Raw genomic sequence first — 16,577 nt, 5'->3', positions numbered from 1 at the left:
CCGAACACGGAAGTTAAGCTCACCTGCGCCGAAAATACTTGTCTGGAGACGGACCGGGAAGATAGGTAATGCCGACACAGAACTGGACAGTCGTAAGATTGTCCAGTTCTTTTCACCAGAGTTGGTGTTGATTGCGATGAGGGTCCACCCGTTCCCATTCCGAACACGGAAGTTAAGCTCATCTGCGCCGAAGATACTTGTCTGGAGACGGACCGGGAAAATAGGTAATGCCAACACATCAGGAGCGGACAGTCCATGCGACTGTCCGTTTTTTGTTTATCCTCATTTCGATAGGGGGCATCCACATGCGCTACAAACAGGTGAAGAGAGGGATCTTTCTGGCCCGCCCGAACCGCTTCATAGCCCACGTGGAAGTGGACGGCAGCATGGAGGTCGTCCATGTAAAGAACACCGGCCGCTGCCGGGAACTGCTGGTGCCCGGGGCGGTGGTCTACCTGGAGAAGGCGGACCAGCCCAAGCGTAAGACACAGTTTGATCTCATTGCGGTGGAAAAAGGTTCCCTCTTGATCAATATGGATGCCCAGGCGCCAAACCAGGTTTTCGGGGAGTGGGCCAAGGCAGGAGAATGGGTTCCGGGCTTGACGCTCCTGAAACCGGAGACAAAATTTGGCCATTCTCGCTTTGATTTTTACTGGGAGGTAGAGGACTTTTCCACCAAACGGCGCGGCTTTGTGGAAGTAAAGGGAGTTACGCTGGAAGAAAACGGCGTGGTACTCTTTCCGGATGCCCCCACGGAACGCGGTGTCAAGCATATTGAGGAGTTGATTGCCTGCCATGCGGCGGGATACGAGGCAGCTCTTTGCTTTGTGGTACAGATGGAGGGAATGAGTTGTTTCCGCCCCAATGACCGGACCCACCCGGCCTTTGGGGAAGCACTGCGGCGTGCCCGGGAAGCGGGGGTACAGATTTTTGCCCGGGAATGCCGGGTTTCTCCGGATAGTTTGACGTTGATAGGAAATATCCCGGTAGAGCTCTGAACGAGGGGGGGAGAGAGATGGAACTGGACATGGAACGGGTATGGAGGGACCAGCAGAGGCCCATTCCCTGGGAAGAGGACCCGGACCTGAGCAGTGTACCCGCCCCACAGGACTGCGGGGAAGCCCTTCTGGATGTGACAGACCTCCATCCCCGAATTCGATTTGACCGCGCTTACCAGAAGCGGGGACTTCGCGGGGCCATGGACCGGTGTCTTATGCGGGAGGGGGTCTGGAAGAGGCTGTGTCAGGTGGTGGAGGGGCTTCCAGCGTGCTATTCGCTGCTGATCTATGACTGTCTGCGGCCTTTGACCCTCCAGAAGGCCATCTATGAGGAGTTTGAGGATATTGTGCGGGCGCGTACCCCGGGCCTCCAGCCGGAAGAGGTGGAGCGGATCCTGAGTGATTTTGTGGCCAAGCCGGTCAAACGGCTCCATGCGCCCGCCCCCCATACCACGGGCGGTGCGGTGGATCTCACCCTGTGCAGAGACGGCGTCCCGCTGGACATGGGGACCGGCTTTGATGATCTGACCCCGGCAGCCCACACGCACTGGGTGGAGGAGCATCCGGAAAACCAAGCGGCTTTGGAGAACCGGCGCCTGCTCTTTCACCGGATGGCCGGGGCAGGATTTATCAACTACTGCACCGAGTGGTGGCACTTTGCCTATGGAGAGCGGATGTGGGCCCACGCCCACGGGACGGCCCCGAAATATGGATTTTGTCCGGAATGTGATTTTCCGGACGAGAGATAAAAAATCGGACTGCAAATTTGCAGTCCGATTTTTTCATGGATTGACACCTACGCTATCCTATCGTATGATAACTATAACGATATTCGATATAGTCAGGGGAGGGAAAATCGTGGCGCGAAAAAAGCTGGATACGTTGACCGAGCCCATGTACTATGTCCTGCTGTCCCTGCGGCAGGAGCGCCACGGCTACGGCATTATGCAGAACATCTCCGCGCTGACCGGAGGGCGGGTGAATGTGGGGGCAGGCACCCTATACGCTCTCTTGGAGCGCTTTGAGAAGGATGCCCTGATCTACCGTACCCGGGTGGAGGAAAACCGGAAATACTACCGCCTGACGGAAGAGGGAGATCGTGTGCTCCGGGTGGAGTATGAGCGCATCCGCCGTCAGGCTGCTGATATGGAACGCGTTCTGCGAGAGGAAGAGCAGAAGTGAAGCGGGAGCGGTACCTGGACCGGATGGAAGTCATTCTGGACAGCTGAGGAGGCGTGTGAATGAGACGAAAATTGGGCCTTTTTTTCTATGAGGAGATGGACTATAAGGCGGCTGAGGACTGGCTCAACCGCCGGGCGGCGGCGGGCTGGGAGCTGGACCGGATCTGGCTCAATGTGCTGGCCTGGTTCCGGCCCAGCGGGCGGACCGATCTGCGCTACTGTGTGGACCTGCACCGAAAGCCGGATGAATACGCCCTGGATATGGAGGACTACTACCAGCTCTGCGCCGACGCCGGATGGGAGTATGTGGCCCAGAGCGGCGGCATGGCCATCTTTGCCTCCAGCCCTGTGGCCCGGCCGGTGCCCCTTCAGACCGACCGGAAGATGGAGGAGCGTACCTACTGGAAGCGTGCCATCCGTCCGGCCATCCTGGGACACCTGCTGTTGCTGGGCCTTCTGGCGGCTCTGGCGGCCCTGTGGGGCTGGCTCCAGTGGCGCGGCGTGGGAAGAGCGGTGAAGCCCAGTGAGATCCTGTGTAGCACCGCCTGCCTTTTGGGGGCGCTTGGTGTTCTCTGCTGTGTGATCGGACTGCTCTGGAGTATTCCGGCCGGACTGCTCCACTGGAGGCGCTGGAAACGGGCGGTGGAGCGGGAGGAGCCGGTGGCCAGCTCCCCCTTCTGGTCCCGCTTCCGGGGCGGCGTGGGGTGGCTGGGCTGGCTGCTCATGGAGCTGTGCGTGATCTTTCAGCTGGTGGAGCTGTTCATCCCCTTCCTGGGATACAGCGGCTACGATGTGGCCGCCCACCGCCCGGAGCTGCGGGAGCGCCCTCTGGCTATGGCCGAGGAGATGGGGGTGGACCCCAATGAGGTGACGTACATCCGGGAGGAGCCGGTCTGGTCCCTGCTGGTACAGGGGATCCGGTATCACGAGGACGCCCGGGAGGAAGAGGGATACCAGTTCCTCTCCTGCGACCGCTATACCTGTGTGAGCGATGGATACGCCTCCCTTCTGGTGCGGGCCATCCGATGGGAGAGTGGGCGCAGCGGGTACGAGACATACGGACTTCTGGACTTTGTACCGGTGGAGCTGGGCCTGGATGAGAGCTGGAGTGCCCGGGACGGTTCCTTCCTCCTGCTGCGGGAGGGCCGCACGGTTGCCCTGGTGGGGGCGCATATTCTGGACGGAGGAGCGCCCGACCTGACCGGGGAGCATATGTGGAATGCCGTCTTGGAGCGGCTGGATCTGGAGTGAAACGATGAAAAAACGGTATGCATTTTATGGCTTTCGGGATGAGGATTACCGGGCGGCCGAGACCTGGCTGGAGGGCTGGAAAGCCCGTGGCTGGGAGCTGGAGCGGGTGCTGGCCGGCTGCATCGCCGTCTTTGTGCCCTTGAGCTGCCCGGAGGTGCGCTACACAGTGGACCTGGTTCCCGCGCGCAGGCGGGAGGAGTCGCAGGAGGGCTGGGTGGAGCGACAGGCGGAATACCGTCAGCTCTGCGCCGATGCAGGCTGGGAGCAGGTGGGGGAGAGCGGGGCACAGCGGATCTACAAATCCATCCGCGGACAGAACCCTGTCCCTCTTCAGACCGACCCGGAACTGGAGCAGGCGCGCTTCCAGCGGCAGGTGGTGCGCCCGGCGGTGGAGTCCACGGCCAGTGTCCTCGTTACGGTGGTGCTCTCCACGGTACTCTTTTTTTACGCGGAGCGGAGGGCGGTCTACTGGTTTGAGCTCCTGCTCCATCCGGGGGAGCTTCTGGCCCTGGGAATGATCGGGCTGGGGCTCCTGTGGCAGCTCTACAAGCTGTTCCATGTGTGCCGGTATGGCTGGAAGCTGCGGCGGGCCCAGGGGGAGGTCCTTCCGAGGCCCTCTCTCCGGGGAGCTCGGGTGCGGGCCTGGGGAGATGCCCTCTGGCTGCCTGTTCTGGTAGCGGCGCTGCTGAGTACCCTCTGGACGGGCAACCTGCGCACCGAGATGCCGCTGGATCCCGCACAGCTGGTAGAAGAGGGCCGGCCGGTGGTCACAGCGGCCGATCTGGGTGGAATCACCCGAACCGACGACATCATGTGGCAGGAGGGGAGCGGGCTGCTCTCCACAGTGAGTTTTGTCCAGAGCAGGGGGCTGGGAGGCATCCTCTACGTGGAGCGCTATGACGCGGCCACTTCCGCTCTGGCCGGGCGGGTGTTCCGGGAGCTAGAGCAAAAAGCGGACCAGGATGAGACCAAGGTCATACTCTGCGGCCGGGGCGAGGGGACAGCCATCCCGGTGGAGACCTCTGGTACGGAGGAGAGCGTTCTGTATCAATATGAGCGGGGCGAATATCTCATCCTCCGCAGCGGGCGGACGGTGGTCCGTCTTATGGCAGATTTGGACTTTACGGACCCGGCCCTTCTTGCTACAATAGTATCACAAACGAAATTAGGAGCGTGATACCGATGGCAAAGGTACTTTTCGTCAACGCCTGTGTCCGGGAGGAGAAGTCCCGCACTCTGAAGCTGGCCCGCGCCTTTCTGGCGGAGTACGCAGCCCTCCATCCGGAGGACGAGATCACCGAGCGCAACCTGATGCAGGAGCGCCTGGAGCCCCTCTATCCCGACACGCTGGAGCTTCAGGAGTCTCTGCTGGCGGCCAAGCAGACCAATCATCCCATGTTTGAGGTCTCCCACCAGTTTACCTCGGCCGACCGCATCGTCATCGCGGCCCCCTTCTGGGAGCAGTCCTTTCCCGCCCTGCTGCGGATCTATCTGGAGCGGATCTCCGGGGTTAATCTGACCTTCTACTATGATGAGGACGGGGTGGAGCACGGCCTCTGCAAGGCGAAAAAGCTCCTCTTCATCACCACCCGGGGCGGAGATTTTTCCGCGCCGGAGGTCCAGTGGCTGGAACTGGGAGCCAGTCAGCTCAAGGTGATCTGCCATATGTTTGGCATTCCCGAGTTCCGCTGTATCGCGGCGGACGGATTGGATATCATTACAAATGACGCAGAGCAGATCATGGCTCAGGCTCTGGAGCGCTGCGTGGAAGAGGCGAAAACATTTTGAACAAACCCAAGCTCCTGCTGCTGGCTACCGGCGGCACCATTGCGTCCCAGCCCACGGAGGAGGGACTGGCCCCCGGATTGGACGGAGAGGCCTTGACCGATATGCTGCCCTCTGCGGTGCTGAAGCGGTATGAGATTACGGTGCGGGATATCCTGCGCATGGACAGCTCCAACATCCAGCCGGAGGAGTGGCAGATCATTGGACGGCATGTCTTTGCCTCCAGCCGGGAGTATGACGGTATCGTCATTACCCACGGGACCGACACCATGGCCTATACGGCCTCCATTTTGTCCTTCATGCTCCAGGGGATCTCCATCCCGGTGGTGCTCACCGGGTCCCAGCTGCCCATTGAGCATCCCCTCTCGGACGGACAGGAGAACCTGCGCCTGGCGCTGGCCATGGCGGAGAGCGGGATCGGCGGCGTATTTGTGGCCTTTAACCGTAAGATCATCCTGGGCACCCGGGCGGTCAAGACCCGCACCACCGGATTTGACGCTTTTGAGAGCGTGAACTGGCCCTATGTGGCCCAGGCCTCCGGAGGCGGACTGGACTGTACTCCGGCCGCCCTTCCCCCGCTGCGGGATGAGGGATGTGTGCTTCGGGACGCCCTCTCCCCCCGGGTATTTTTGATGAAGCTCACCCCGGGAGTGGAGCCTGAGATCTTTGACATGCTCCTCCAGATGCACTACCGGGGCATCGTGATCGAGGCCTTCGGAGCGGGCGGCCTGCACTTTGTGCGGCGGGATCTGGTGGCCAAGCTCCAGGCGGCCGCGGCCGCGGGCGTGTCGGTGGTGGTGTGCAGCCAGTGCCTCTATGAGCCCAGTAATTTTGCAGTCTATGAGGTGGGACGCCGGGCGCTGGAGCAGGGCGTCATCCAGGGGCGGGACATGACCACCGAGGCGGCGGTCACCAAGCTCATGTGGGCCCTGGGGCAGACGCAGGACCCGGAGCAGGTCCGCCGTTACTTTGAGACCAGCCTGGCCGGCGAGGTGACCCTGGAGTAATTCGCCGGGACCATGTGATTCCAAAATGGAATACAGAGGAAAAATAAAACAGCCTGTGGAGGATTCCACAGGCTGTTTTGCAGTTGTATGGGAGAGTGTCTCTCAGATCTCCCGCCGTCCCTCCAGGGCGCGCATGAGGGTGGCGTCGTCGGTATACTCCAGGTGGCTGCCCACCGGGATGCCGTAGGCCAGACGGGTCACCTTCACCTGGAAGGGCTTGAGGAGCCGGGAGAGGTACATGGCTGTGGCCTCTCCCTCGGTGTCGGGGTTGGTGGCCATAATGACCTCCCGCACGCCACCGGCGGCCACCCGCTCCACCAGCTCCTTGATGTGCAGGTCGTCGGGGCCCACGTGGTTCATGGGGGAGATGACCCCGTGGAGCACATGGTAGAGTCCATCGTACTCCCGAGCACGCTCGATGGCCACCACATCCTTGGGACTGGCCACCACACAGATGACACCCCGATCCCGCTTATCACTGGAACAAAGGGCACAGGGGCCCTCGCCCTCGGTCAGGTTTTGGCAGACCGGGCACAGGGAGATGGAGTGCTTGGCGCCTAAGAGGGCGTCTGCAAAGGCCTGCACGTCCTCGGCACTCTGGGAGAGGACGAAAAAGGCCAGGCGCTGGGCGCTCTTATGGCCGATGCCCGGCAGACGGGCGAACTGCTCCGTAAGGGTTTCCAGAGCAGGGGGAAAATACTGCATGGATGGACCTCCGATGATGGTTGAGAGTTAGCCCCGCAGAGCCGCGATGGCCATGGCGGGATCAGCCGCGCCGTAGACGGCGGAACCGGCCACCAGGGTGTCGGCCCCGGCGGCGATGACCCGGCGGGCGGTCTCGGGATTGATGCCGCCGTCCACCTGCAGGCGGCAGGCGGGATTATACTGGCGGATCAGGGAGCGGACCTGGCTGATGGTGTCCAGCTGGTCGGCCATGAAGGACTGGCCCCCGAAGCCGGGTTCCACCGTCATGACCAGCACCATGTCCAGGTTTTCCAGGTAGGGCAGGATGGCCTTGGGAGAGGTGATGGGGCGCAGGGCCACCGCCTTCTTCACCCCGCAGTCCTCCATGACCCGCAGGGCCTGGGCAATGCCGGTGGGGCCGTCGGCCTCCAGATGGACCGAGAGGAGATCGGCGCCGGCCTTGGCAAAGTCCTCGATGTAACGCACCGGCTTATCGATCATCAGGTGCACATCCAGGAACATGTCGGTGCATTTGCGAATGGATTTGACCACCGGGATACCAATGGTCAGATTGGGCACAAAGTGGCCGTCCATGACGTCCACGTGGAGCCAGTCGGCGGTGGAGACCCGCTTGATGTCCCGCTCCAGGTTTACAAAGTCCGCGGAGAGAATAGAAGGGGCAATTTTAATCATACTTTCATCCTCCGTTCATACCATGGAAAAGCTGTGGGGTATATACTCGTGGGAGGGCGGGCGCACCGCCCGTTCCCATTGCGCATAGGATAGTGCACGCGGCAGGGACGGCACGGCCGTCTGCACACAGAGACCGGCCGGAAGCTCTCCCCGGCCCCACGGGCCCGGAACCGGCAGGGAGCACTGTGTGCGCCGCTGGGTATAGTTGGCCGCCGGTGGGCTTCGCCGGCGGCCAACAAAGAGCGTTTACAGGACGGTATTGACCACACGGGCGTCGTAGCCCGCGGCCTTGAAGGCGTCCAGGATGGCATTTTTGTGCGCGTGGCCGAAGGCCTCGGTGGTGACCCGGAGCTCCACGCCCGCCTGACGATTGATGTTGACGAACTGGTTGTGCTCCAGCTTGATGATATTGCCGTTCTCCTGGGCGACGATGTTGGCCACCCGCACCAGCTCGCCGGGGCGGTCGGGCAGCTGCACCGAGAAGGTAAAGACCCGGCCGCGGTTGATGAGGCCGTGCTGGACCAGGGAGGAGATGGTGATCACGTCCATGTTGCCGCCGGAGAGGACAGGCACCACATTTTTCCCCTTGCAGTTGAGGTGATGGAGGGCGGCGATGGTGAGCAGGCCGGCGTTTTCCACCACCATCTTGTGGCGCTCCATCATATCCAGGAAGGCATCCACCAGCTCACTGTCGTGGATGGTGATGATGTCGTCCAGATTCTTCTGGATGTAGGGGAAGATCTGGTCGCCGGGAGTCTTGACGGCCACGCCGTCGGCAATGGTGTCGATGGTGGGGAGGGTGACGATGTGTCCGGCCTCCAGGCTGGCCTTCATGCTGGCGGCACCCACAGGCTCCACGCCGATGACGGTGACATTGGGATTGAGGAGCTTGGCCAGGGTGGACACGCCGGTGGCCAGTCCGCCGCCGCCGATAGGCACCAGGATGATGTCCACATCGGGCAGGTCCTGGAAGATCTCATAGGAGATGGTACCCTGGCCGGTGGCGATGGCGGGGTCGTTGAAGGGGTGTACATAGGTGAGGCCCCGCTCCTCCGCCAGCTGGGCGCACAGGGCGGCGGCATCGTCAAAGGTCTCGCCGTGCAGGATGACCTCCGCGCCGTAGTCCTTGGTGTTATTGACCTTGACCAGCGGCGTGGTGGTGGGCATGACGATGGTGGCCTTGACACCGGCGGCCTGGGCGGCATAGGCCACGCCCTGGGCGTGGTTGCCTGCGGAGGCAGTGATGAGGCCCCGGGCCTTCTCCTCCTCCGAGAGGGTGCTGATCTTATAGTATGCGCCGCGGATCTTGTAGGCGCCGGTGACCTGCATGTTCTCCGGCTTGATATAGACATGGTTGCCCGTGCTCTTGGAAAGGGCGGGGCTGTAAATCAGGTTGGTGTTCAGGATGACGCCGGACAATACATTGCGGGCGGCCTTGAACTCGTTGAGCGTAAGCATGAGAGACGTCCCCTTTCATTGACACAGCGGATGGGAGCCGCCTCACACAAAGGAGCGACCATGACCGTTGCGTGTATCTCCGGACCCGGAAGGCCCTGGAGCCCCAAAATAGAAGTACCGCCGCTGGGGCGGATGCACTGCATATATCATAATAATTTTTCACGCTAAAGTCAACGAGAGAAAGTGCCATTCCCGCTGGAAGCGGATGTTTCTTGACACCCCAACTGCGGAAAGGTACAATAAAACCAGCTCAAATAAGCCCCTGTTTTGGAGGATATGCAAATGGCGAAAGAAAGACGACCTTCTGTGGCCCCCATCTATGCCGTGGGCGTCACCTGGCTGATCTGGTCCCTGGTATTGCCCCTCTATCAGCCCCTGCACTGGTTTGGGGCGGCGGCGGCCTCCCTGGCGGTCTATGTGCTGGGGCGCTGCCTGATCTGGAAAGACCGGGTCCTGATCGTGCCCGACGAGCCGGAGCAGAAGAAACCGGAGGAAAAGGCAGAGACCAAGGAGGAGACGAGCGAAGATCCGGAGATCGCAGCCCTCAAGAAGGAACGGGAGCGGGCGCTGAGCGAGATGCGCCGCCTCAACGACAACATTGAGGATGCCACCATCTCGGCCCAGATCGACCACCTGGAAGAGGTGACCGGAAAGATCCTGGACTATGTGGCGCAGCACCCGGAGAAGCGCTCTCAGATCCGAAAGTTCCTCAACTACTATCTGCCCACCACCCTCAAGCTGCTCAACGCCTATGACCGGATGGGAAGTGCTGGTGTGTCGGGCACCAACATTGACGGGACCATGGGCAAGATCGAGACCATGATGGAGACCATTGTCGCCGCCTTTGACCGGCAGCTGGACGCCCTCTTTGGAGATGAGGCACTGGACATTGCCACCGACATCACCGTACTGGAGCAGATGCTGGCGGGAGAGGGTCTGAGCGGATCGGATTTTGAAACCAAACCGGAATAAAGGAAAGAAATATTACGAATTGAAATAGGAAAGGACGAATCACTATGTCGGATAAATTGGATACGATGCCGGAACTGACTCTGACGCCCACCCTGGACACCGCTGCGGCCGCCGCGCCCCAGGCTCCTGAGCTGACGCTGACGCCCCAGACGGAGGAGCAGAGCGCGGCCATGACCCAGGCCGAGCGGGACGCCAACGCGGTCAAGTTGGATGAGAGCCGTCTCACCGAGGCCGAGCGGAAGATGGTGGACGAGTTTGCCCAGAAGATCGACATCACCGACGCCAACATGGTCCTCCAGTACGGCGCGGCGGCCCAGAAGAATATCGCCGGTTTCTCGGAGAATGCCCTCAACTCGGTGCGGACCAAGGACCTGGGCGAGGTGGGCCAGGCCCTCTCCTCCCTGGTAGTGGAGCTCAAGCATGTGGGCACCCCGGAGGAGAAGAAGGGGGGCATCTTTGGCTTTTTCCAGAAAAAGAAGGATGAGCTGGAGGAGATGAAGATCGCCTACTCCAAGGCGGAGACCAATGTGGACAAGATCGTCTCCATTCTGGAGCAGCACCAGGTCACCCTGATGAAGGATGTGGCCATGCTGGACCAGATGTATGAGCTCAATATGAAATACTATAAGGAGCTCACCATGTATATCCTGGCCGGGAAAAAGCGCCTCCAGCAGGTCCGGGCGGAGGACCTGGAGGCCCTCAAGCGCAAGGCCGGGGAGACCGGCGCCCAGGAGGACGCCCAGGCCTACAACGATCTGGCCAATATGTGCAGCCGCTTTGAGAAGAAGCTCCACGATCTGGAGCTGACCCGTATGATCTCGGTGCAGATGGGTCCCCAGACCCGGCTGATCCAGAACAACGACGCCCTGATGCTGGAGAAGATCCAGTCCTCGCTGGTCAACACCATCCCCCTGTGGAAGAGCCAGATGGTCCTGGCTTTGGGGCTGGAGCACTCCCGCCAGGCCACCGCGGCCCAGAGCGCCGTCACCAATATGACCAATGAACTCCTGCGGCAGAATGCGGACATGCTCAAGATGGGCACCATCGAGACCGCACGGGAGGCCGAGCGGAGTGTGGTGGATATCCAGACCCTCCAGCACACGAATCAGCAGCTGATCTCCACCCTGGACGAGGTGATGAAGATCCAGCAGGACGGCGCTCAGAAGCGCCGGGAGGCCGAAGTGGAACTGGGACGGATCGAGGGCGAGCTCAAGCAGAAACTGCTGGAGCTGCGGGGTTAAGCCTTGGGCGCCCTGAAAAAGCGCGGCACGGCGCTGCTGCTGGCAGCGCTGATGATCCTGGCCGCCATCGGGATCGGACAGCTGCGCAAGGAACAGTATCTGCTGCCCCAGGACACCGGAGTGCCGCTGGATAACTCCTTGGACACCGGCGCGGTGAGCCGCTTTCTGGACGACCAGGCCGGGCTCCTCTCCGAAGGGGCGGAGCAGACGGTGCGGCTCTATAATGCCAACTGGGATGCCCGTTACCACAGTGTGGTGGCGCTGGTGACGGTGGAGCATACGACCTCTGGTTCTCTGGAGGAGGCGGCACAGGCGGCCGGTCTGGACATGGGACTGGGCGAGGGGGATGCGATCCTCTATATCGACGCGTCCCAGGGGAGTTATTACCTCTTCCCCGGAACCGAGTTCTCCACCCTGCTCACCACCCAGGCGATGGAGGATCTGGACAGCCGGGTCCTCTCGGGCAGCGCCTGGGAGGATGGCGTCCTCAGCTTCTATCAGGGGATGGATGAGCTCTACCAGAACGCCTTCGGTACCGGGGATATGGGCACCGCGGGCTATACCACGTCGTCCAAAGTGTCGGTGGACTGGGTCTCCATGACCGTCGTTGCGGTGGTGTTGATCTTTGTTTTGGCCAGTGTGGCCGATGAGTACCGGTATAATGAGTACCGCCGTCGCTATTATGGCGTGCCCAATCCCCCGGTGCTCTTCCGGCCCATTCTCTTCTGGCACGGACCCCGGTACGGCTGGTACCGGCGGCGGTGGAATGCCCCGCCCCCACCCCCGCCGGGCGGACGTGGCCCCGGTGGATTTGGAGGTGCGGGGAACCACGGACCCAGAGGAGGCGGAACCTTCGGCGGACGGCCCTCGGGCGGCAGCCATGGTGGCTTCGGCGGCTCCCGGAACGAACGAGGCAGCAGCTTCGGCGGAGGCAGCGGTTTCGGCGGCTCCCGGGGTGGACGAGACAACAAGTCTGACAACTCGAAAAGAACAGGTGGGACCTTCGGCGGACGGCCTTCGGGCGGCAGTCGGGGTGGCAGCTTTGGCGGCGGCTTCGGCGGTTCCCGGAGCGGACGGGGCGGCAGCTTCGGCGGAGGCGGCAGCTTCGGCGGTTCCCGGGGCGGACGAGGCGGTGGCTTCGGCGGCAGCCGAGGCGGCGGCTTTGGAGGTTCCAGAGGAGGCGGGGGCTTTGGCGGCGGACGCCGCTGAGACCTGCGCAGTAGGAACAGGAAACGGGAGTGCTCCGGCACTCCCGTTTTTTCTGGGCGGCCACATAACTTGGACACAAGTGGATGGTATGATAGGGACGAAAGGGGGGAGAGAAATATGGAGACAGCCATTCTGCTGGCGGAGGATGAGGAGCGGCTGCGCACGGTGGTGCGGGACTACTTTGTCGCCCACGGTGTGGCGTGCCGCACGGCGGCGGACGGAGCAGAGGCGCTGGAGGCCCTGCGGGAACGGGACTATGACGCGGTGCTGCTGGATGTGATGATGCCGGGACCGGACGGCTTTGCCGTGTGTCGGGCCGTGCGGGAGCGTAGCGGGGTCCCCATCCTCTTCCTCACCGCGCTGGGAGACGAGGCCCACGCCCTGCGGGGCTATGAACTGGGGGCGGACGACTATGTGGGAAAGCCCTTTTCCCTGGCCCTTCTCTATGCCCGTACCATGGCCCTGATCCGCCGGAGCCGGGGCGGGACCCTGGGGACGACCCTGCACTGCGGGGCCATCGGGCTGGATACCGGCACACGGACCTGTACGGTGAACGATTTGGAGGTTCCGCTCTCGCCCCGGGGGTACGAGCTGCTGCTCTGTTTGATGCGCAACCGGGGGGTGGTCCTCAGCCGGGCGCAGCTGCTGGACAAGGTGTGGGGCCTGGACTTTGAAGGAGACGAGCGGGCGGTGGACGTACAGATCAAGAACCTGCGCGCCGCCCTGGGAAGTGCCGGGCGGCAGATTCGGACCGTGTTCAAGGCGGGGTATCAGCTCAGGGAGGGATGACCATGAAGGACCGGGTATTTTGGCGCATCTTCCGCAGTGTCTTTTTGAGCTTCTTTGCCCTATGGCTCCTCCTGGTGGGGGTCCTTACCTTTCAGAATCTGGACGCCAAGCGAGACCAGGTAGAACACGCCATGGGGTCGTACGAAGAGTCTACTCTGAAAAACTGCCAGCTGGTGCTGGAGGGGATGGCGGAGGAATGGGAGAAGCCGGCCATCCTGACGAACCGGATGACAAGCTACGACACGGCGGGGGCCATGGGGGTGTTCCGCCTCTACGACCAGGAGGGGACCGAGCTGGCCCGCACCCCCCTGACCTGGGGAAGCTTCTGTCTGCCGGGTACAGGGGTCTATGACCACTACCTCTGCTTTGACGCGGTGCTCAGCGAGGAGGAGCACGTGGCGCTGGCAAAACGGATACGGGCCAATCCGATTTATACCCACTTCTATGGCACGGAGGGCGGACTGTACGAGGCGAGTGACAACGAGCGGGTGGGCCTGCGGGGGGAAGTCATCGGAGTGCAGGAGGGAAATGTGGTCTACCCCCAGAAGCTGGTGTACTACTATGAGGAGGGGCCTGTGGTCCTGCTGGACACGGACAGTTCCTTCTTTCAGGACAAGACGCTCACCACCTTTCCCTTTGATGCGGCCCAGGTGAGCTCCCCCCTGGTATGGAGCAAGGACAGTCCGGAGCAGGCCCTGGCCCTCTTCCGGGCGGCCGAGGGGCGCATCGACAGTCTGTTGGACGGGAGAAAGCCGGGAAGCGATTGGACCGGCGGCGGAGGCGGCGGCCAGGGCTATGCCCGCTGCGGTCCGTCGGCAGACCAACCGGAGCTGATTTCGGCCTACGGCGTGGCCTACCATACCTGGCGGCTGGGGAGCAGCGGACTGGAATTCACCTATGGGGCCACCTTCCTCTTTCTTCTGCTGCTGGCCCTCCGGGTCAGTAAACGGCAGGCCGACACCCTGCGGCGGGAGCGCTCTCTCACCCGGGCGGCCGCCCATGAGCTCAAGACCCCGGCGGCGGTGGTGCGCTCCTACGCCGAGGCCCTGCGGGAGGACATCGCCCCGGAAAAGCGGGAGGAATACCTCTCCGTGCTGATGGACGAGGCCGACCGGATGGGGGTGCTGGTATGCGACCTGCTGGAGCTCTCCCGGATGGAGGGAGAGGAGAAGCGGCTCCTTCCGGAGGACGTGGATTTGACCGCGCTGGTAGAGGGGGCGGCCCAGCGCCTGGGCCGGTCGGCGGAAGAGCAGTCCATCCGCGTTGCTCTGGATCTGGAGCCGGTCCGGATCGCGGGAGACCGGATGCGCCTGGAGCAGGTGGTGGACAATCTCCTCTCCAACGCCCTGCGGCACACACCGCCCGGCGGAGCGATCCGCCTCACCCTGGTCCGGTGGGACCGGATCGTACGCCTCGCCGTGGAGAACGACGGAGAGCCCATCCCGCCTGAGGACCTGGGGCAGCTCTTTGAGACCTTCTGGCGAGGTGAGAAGGAGCGGGCCCGGGCTGGAGGCTCCGGGCTGGGGCTGGCGCTGGTACGGGAGGCAGTGCGCCTCCACCGTGGATTCTGCGGTGCGGAGAACATCCCCGGCGGGGTGCGCTTCTGGGTAGAGCTGCCCGGGGGTGAGTGATGCTTGCCAAGTGGGGCGGTCTATGGTATCCTGAGGACAGAAAGGAGGGGATACCATGAACTTTGACCGAATTCGTATCAAAGCGGAGGCCCGCGCTTGTTTGAGCGGAGCCAATCCCCATCCCATGCTGGTGACACTGATCTACCTGCTGCTGACCAGCGGCGTGAGCATGGGAGGAAACTATGTGATCTTCCTGCTGGCCACCGGATCGCCCCTGCGGGCCATTGAGGGCCTGCTTTTGGGAGGACAGTATCTCTCGGAGGAGCTGCTGACCGGGGCATTCCTTCTGCCGTTCCTCTTTTTCACCATTGTGATGGCGCTTTTTTCCGCTGTGCTGAGCGCAGGGTATATGGCCTACGCCATGCACCTGGCCCGGGGCCAGGAGGGAGGATTTCAGAGCCTCTTCAATATCTTCTCCATGGCTGGAAAAGTACTGCTGACCGACATCTGGCAGACGCTGTGCATGTTGCCCTGGCTGCTGCTGGGCACGGGAATCTACTGGGTGCTGGGGCTGGTCCTGATGGGAATGGGCAGTTTTGGGATTTTCCTCTTCCTGGTCCCCGGCATGATCGGTTTTCTGGTCTACTGCTTCTGGGTCATGCTGCGCTACAGCCTGACCTACTTCTTCCTGCTGGATGAGCCGGAGAGCGGTGCCCGGGAGGCTGTGCGCAACAGCGTGACCTATATGAAGGGCTGGAAGTGGGAGCTGTTCAAGCTGGAGCTTTCCTTCCTGGGGTGGCAGCTGCTCTCGGTCCTGACCCTGGGGATTCTGGGACTGTGGGTGACGCCCTACTACATGGCGTCCATGGCGAATTTCTATGACTTTGTCACCGGACGTTTCCCCCGCCCGCCCAAGCAGGAGGCCCTGGACCCGCCGCTGACCTTTGAGTAATGAAAAAAACCGCCTGTGCCAACTGGCACAGGCGGTTTTCTTTGGATCAGATCCCCCACAGGTTGCGGAGCAGGCCATAGAACAGAAGGTAGGCCACACCGCACCAGATCAACTTCTGTTCCCCGGGGCTTGGCAGCCCCCGTCCGGTGCGGATATAGCGCACGGCCAGGGAGAGCAGAAGGACGGCCAAAAAGGGAAGCAGGAGCATGAGACCGGGATTGGCCTGCCAAGCTCCGGCCAGGTCCAGCCGCAGCAGGGCAAGACACATCCGCGTGACCCCACAGCCGGGGCAATTCCACCCGGTGAGGAGATGGAAGGGGCAGGGGATGGACCACCCGGTCACCAGGCAGAAGGCGGCATAGGCCAGTCCGGCGGCCAACAGGAGCCCCAGACCTCGCATCAGGCGAAGGGTGCGGGCACGCATCAGGCGATCTCGTATTTATTGAGCTCGTTCTGGATCAGAGCCATCGTCACAATGGAGAGACCGAACAGGTTGAGGATCAGGAAAATGATGGGCAGAGAGCCGGCAGGCTCGCCGTGCTGAGCCCGGGCGTCGTCCATGGCCTCGCCCATCTTGTAGCCCCAGTAGATCCCATAGATTCCACAGGTAATGAGGTTAAACAGGAACGCCATACCGCCGGAAGTCTGATAGCGGTCCGATACGATACGGCTCTCATCGGTCAGGCAGATGAACCAGTAGATACTGTAAATACCGCAGGTAATGATGGAATAGATCACACACAGGGGGATGCTTCTCTGTTTCATATCAAACACTCCTCTTGCTTC

Annotated in this window: 18 protein-coding genes and 1 rRNA gene; 14 read left to right on the top strand and 5 right to left on the bottom strand. The window is 62.0% G+C overall.

Going from position 1 to position 16,577, the window contains the following annotated elements:
• Window positions 1–120: 120 nt before the first annotated feature.
• The 8 genes from rrf to GPK94_RS02220 all read left to right on the top strand — a co-directional run bounded on the left by rrf (window position 121) and on the right by GPK94_RS02220 (window position 6,222).
• Window positions 121–236 (top strand): 5S ribosomal RNA (gene rrf / locus GPK94_RS02255).
• A gap of 69 nt (window positions 237–305) precedes the next feature.
• The gene (gene sfsA, locus GPK94_RS02250) at window positions 306–998 is read left to right on the top strand and encodes a DNA/RNA nuclease SfsA (RefSeq protein ID WP_215654255.1); all 693 of its coding nucleotides are present in this window, start codon (window positions 306–308) and stop codon (window positions 996–998) included.
• A gap of 17 nt (window positions 999–1,015) precedes the next feature.
• The gene (locus GPK94_RS02245) at window positions 1,016–1,747 is read left to right on the top strand and encodes a M15 family metallopeptidase (RefSeq protein ID WP_215654253.1); all 732 of its coding nucleotides are present in this window, start codon (window positions 1,016–1,018) and stop codon (window positions 1,745–1,747) included.
• 109 nt (window positions 1,748–1,856) lie between these two features.
• Complete coding sequence (locus tag GPK94_RS02240) at window positions 1,857–2,180, top strand: helix-turn-helix transcriptional regulator (RefSeq protein ID WP_215654251.1); 324 nt, start codon at window positions 1,857–1,859, stop codon at window positions 2,178–2,180.
• Between the two features lie 59 nt (window positions 2,181–2,239).
• Window positions 2,240–3,430 carry a DUF2812 domain-containing protein gene (locus GPK94_RS02235; RefSeq protein WP_215654249.1) on the top strand — a complete coding sequence of 397 codons (1,191 nt, stop codon included), beginning with the start codon at window positions 2,240–2,242 and terminating at the stop codon, window positions 3,428–3,430.
• Between the two features lie 4 nt (window positions 3,431–3,434).
• On the top strand, window positions 3,435–4,607 hold the full coding sequence (locus tag GPK94_RS02230) for a DUF2812 domain-containing protein (protein WP_215654247.1): 1,173 nt from the start codon (window positions 3,435–3,437) through the stop codon (window positions 4,605–4,607).
• A gap of 5 nt (window positions 4,608–4,612) precedes the next feature.
• Window positions 4,613–5,218: an NAD(P)H-dependent oxidoreductase gene (locus tag GPK94_RS02225; RefSeq protein ID WP_215654245.1), complete on the top strand. Its 606-nt coding sequence runs from the start codon at window positions 4,613–4,615 to the stop codon at window positions 5,216–5,218.
• Entirely contained in the window at window positions 5,215–6,222 is a 1,008-nt protein-coding gene (locus GPK94_RS02220; RefSeq protein ID WP_186964365.1) for an asparaginase, read from the top strand. The genes GPK94_RS02225 and GPK94_RS02220 overlap by 4 nt, the downstream gene beginning before the upstream one ends.
• Window positions 6,223–6,324: 102 nt before the next feature.
• On the opposite strand, the gene recR is transcribed toward GPK94_RS02220, so the two are convergent.
• The 3 genes from recR to ilvA form a co-directional block, all read right to left on the bottom strand.
• Window positions 6,325–6,927: a recombination mediator RecR gene (gene recR, locus GPK94_RS02215; RefSeq protein ID WP_101691571.1), complete on the bottom strand. Its 603-nt coding sequence runs from the start codon at window positions 6,925–6,927 to the stop codon at window positions 6,325–6,327.
• Between the two features lie 27 nt (window positions 6,928–6,954).
• Complete coding sequence (gene rpe / locus GPK94_RS02210; protein WP_101691570.1) at window positions 6,955–7,599, bottom strand: ribulose-phosphate 3-epimerase; 645 nt, start codon at window positions 7,597–7,599, stop codon at window positions 6,955–6,957.
• A 246-nt stretch (window positions 7,600–7,845) separates the two neighbouring features.
• A complete protein-coding gene (ilvA, locus tag GPK94_RS02205; RefSeq protein ID WP_101691569.1) occupies window positions 7,846–9,057 on the bottom strand; it encodes a threonine ammonia-lyase in 1,212 nt (403 codons plus the stop codon).
• A 282-nt stretch (window positions 9,058–9,339) separates the two neighbouring features.
• Between ilvA and GPK94_RS02200 the strand changes: the two genes are divergently transcribed.
• From GPK94_RS02200 to GPK94_RS02175, 6 genes are all read left to right on the top strand, one after another.
• Complete coding sequence (locus tag GPK94_RS02200; RefSeq protein ID WP_215654243.1) at window positions 9,340–10,029, top strand: 5-bromo-4-chloroindolyl phosphate hydrolysis family protein; 690 nt, start codon at window positions 9,340–9,342, stop codon at window positions 10,027–10,029.
• Between the two features lie 44 nt (window positions 10,030–10,073).
• Window positions 10,074–11,270 carry a toxic anion resistance protein gene (locus GPK94_RS02195; RefSeq protein WP_101691567.1) on the top strand — a complete coding sequence of 399 codons (1,197 nt, stop codon included), beginning with the start codon at window positions 10,074–10,076 and terminating at the stop codon, window positions 11,268–11,270.
• Window positions 11,271–11,273: 3 nt separating this feature from the next.
• The gene (locus GPK94_RS02190; protein WP_215654241.1) at window positions 11,274–12,479 is read left to right on the top strand and encodes a TPM domain-containing protein; all 1,206 of its coding nucleotides are present in this window, start codon (window positions 11,274–11,276) and stop codon (window positions 12,477–12,479) included.
• Between the two features lie 117 nt (window positions 12,480–12,596).
• Window positions 12,597–13,268 (top strand): response regulator transcription factor, encoded by a 672-nt coding sequence (locus tag GPK94_RS02185; protein WP_215654239.1) that lies wholly within the window; start codon window positions 12,597–12,599, stop codon window positions 13,266–13,268.
• 2 nt (window positions 13,269–13,270) lie between these two features.
• A complete protein-coding gene (locus GPK94_RS02180; protein ID WP_215654237.1) occupies window positions 13,271–14,899 on the top strand; it encodes a HAMP domain-containing sensor histidine kinase in 1,629 nt (542 codons plus the stop codon).
• Window positions 14,900–14,954: 55 nt separating this feature from the next.
• Window positions 14,955–15,791 carry a DUF975 family protein gene (locus GPK94_RS02175; RefSeq protein ID WP_193538171.1) on the top strand — a complete coding sequence of 279 codons (837 nt, stop codon included), beginning with the start codon at window positions 14,955–14,957 and terminating at the stop codon, window positions 15,789–15,791.
• 46 nt (window positions 15,792–15,837) lie between these two features.
• Here GPK94_RS02175 and GPK94_RS02170 read toward each other — a convergent pair whose 3' ends face one another.
• Complete coding sequence (locus tag GPK94_RS02170; protein WP_215654235.1) at window positions 15,838–16,215, bottom strand: DUF2752 domain-containing protein; 378 nt, start codon at window positions 16,213–16,215, stop codon at window positions 15,838–15,840.
• Window positions 16,215–16,556, bottom strand: coding sequence for a DUF4234 domain-containing protein (locus GPK94_RS02165; protein ID WP_101691561.1), 342 nt, complete (start codon window positions 16,554–16,556; stop codon window positions 16,215–16,217). Before GPK94_RS02165 ends, GPK94_RS02170 begins: the two co-directional genes overlap by 1 nt.
• Window positions 16,557–16,577: the final 21 nt, after the last annotated feature.

Source organism: Pseudoflavonifractor sp. MCC625, assembly GCF_018784545.1.
GTDB lineage: Bacteria > Bacillota > Clostridia > Oscillospirales > Oscillospiraceae > Pseudoflavonifractor_A > Pseudoflavonifractor_A gallinarum.
This window is presented reverse-complemented; position numbering and strand designations above follow the sequence as displayed.